The organism is Acinetobacter thutiue (assembly GCF_030385805.1).
Taxonomy (GTDB): domain Bacteria; phylum Pseudomonadota; class Gammaproteobacteria; order Pseudomonadales; family Moraxellaceae; genus Acinetobacter; species Acinetobacter corruptisaponis.
On sequence record NZ_JAUDZE010000022.1, the window covers coordinates 1 to 1,521 of the forward strand.

The following is a 1,521-nucleotide window of genomic DNA, read 5'->3' on the forward strand; positions in this document are numbered from 1 at the left end:
AGACTAAAACTCAAATGAATTGACGGGGGCCCGCACAAGCGGTGGAGCATGTGGTTTAATTCGATGCAACGCGAAGAACCTTACCTGGCCTTGACATACTAGAAACTTTCCAGAGATGGATTGGTGCCTTCGGGAATCTAGATACAGGTGCTGCATGGCTGTCGTCAGCTCGTGTCGTGAGATGTTGGGTTAAGTCCCGCAACGAGCGCAACCCTTTTCCTTACTTGCCAGCATTTCGGATGGGAACTTTAAGGATACTGCCAGTGACAAACTGGAGGAAGGCGGGGACGACGTCAAGTCATCATGGCCCTTACGGCCAGGGCTACACACGTGCTACAATGGTCGGTACAAAGGGTTGCTACCTAGCGATAGGATGCTAATCTCAAAAAGCCGATCGTAGTCCGGATTGGAGTCTGCAACTCGACTCCATGAAGTCGGAATCGCTAGTAATCGCGGATCAGAATGCCGCGGTGAATACGTTCCCGGGCCTTGTACACACCGCCCGTCACACCATGGGAGTTTGTTGCACCAGAAGTGGGTAGTCTAACCTTAGGGAGGACGCTCACCACGGTGTGGCCGATGACTGGGGTGAAGTCGTAACAAGGTAGCCGTAGGGGAACCTGCGGCTGGATCACCTCCTTAACGAAAGATTGGTGACTGGTAAGAATCCACAACAAGTTGTTCTTCGAAGATGTATCTGAGGGTCTGTAGCTCAGTTGGTTAGAGCACACGCTTGATAAGCGTGGGGTCACAAGTTCAAGTCTTGTCAGACCCACCACTACTGACGAAGTGATGAATAGTCACAAGCTGCTAGATGAGAAGATATATCGTTCAAGATGATAAGCTGGGGACTTAGCTTAGTTGGTAGAGCGCCTGCTTTGCACGCAGGAGGTCAGGAGTTCGACTCTCCTAGTCTCCACCACGAATTAAATGGAAACATTTAATTTAAAGCTAAATAAATTATAGAAATTAATAAATGTATAAATAAATCAAAAGAGATTTTGATTTGAGTTTATTAACTTCTGTGATTTATCACAGTTTACTACTCGCTGACGAGGCGGTAGTTAATCATTAACAGATTAGAATTTGAGTCTGAAATAAATTGTTCACTCATTCTTTGATTTAAACATTAACTTGTTTAGGTTGAATGAAATGAGAACTAGCAAAAACACTGAATCAAGCGTTTTGGTATATGAATTTAGATTGAAGCTGTACAGTGCTTAAGTGCACAGTGCGTCAAACTGAAATGTTGGTAATACTACTTGTAGGTATTAACGACTGTTTGGGGTTGTATAGTCAAGTAATTAAGTGCATGTGGTGGATGCCTTGGCAGTCAGAGGCGAAGAAAGACGTGATAGCCTGCGAAAAGCTCCGGGGAGGCGGCAAATATCCTGTGATCCGGAGATGTCTGAATGGGGGAACCCACTTACCATAAGGTAGGTATTATATTCTGAATACATAGGAATATAAGGCGAACGAGGGGAAGTGAAACATCTCAGTACCCTTAGGAAAAGAAATCAA

2 tRNA genes and 2 rRNA genes are annotated in these 1,521 nt (G+C 45.1%); all 4 read left to right on the forward strand.

Annotated elements, in window-relative coordinates:
* Positions 1–642, forward strand: a 16S ribosomal RNA gene (locus tag QTA56_RS18210); the annotation flags it as partial.
* 59 nt (positions 643–701) lie between these two features.
* Positions 702–778 (forward strand) — tRNA-Ile (locus QTA56_RS18215).
* A 68-nt stretch (positions 779–846) separates the two neighbouring features.
* Positions 847–922: transfer RNA gene (locus QTA56_RS18220), tRNA-Ala, on the forward strand.
* A 372-nt stretch (positions 923–1,294) separates the two neighbouring features.
* Positions 1,295–1,521, forward strand: a 23S ribosomal RNA gene (locus QTA56_RS18225); the annotation flags it as partial.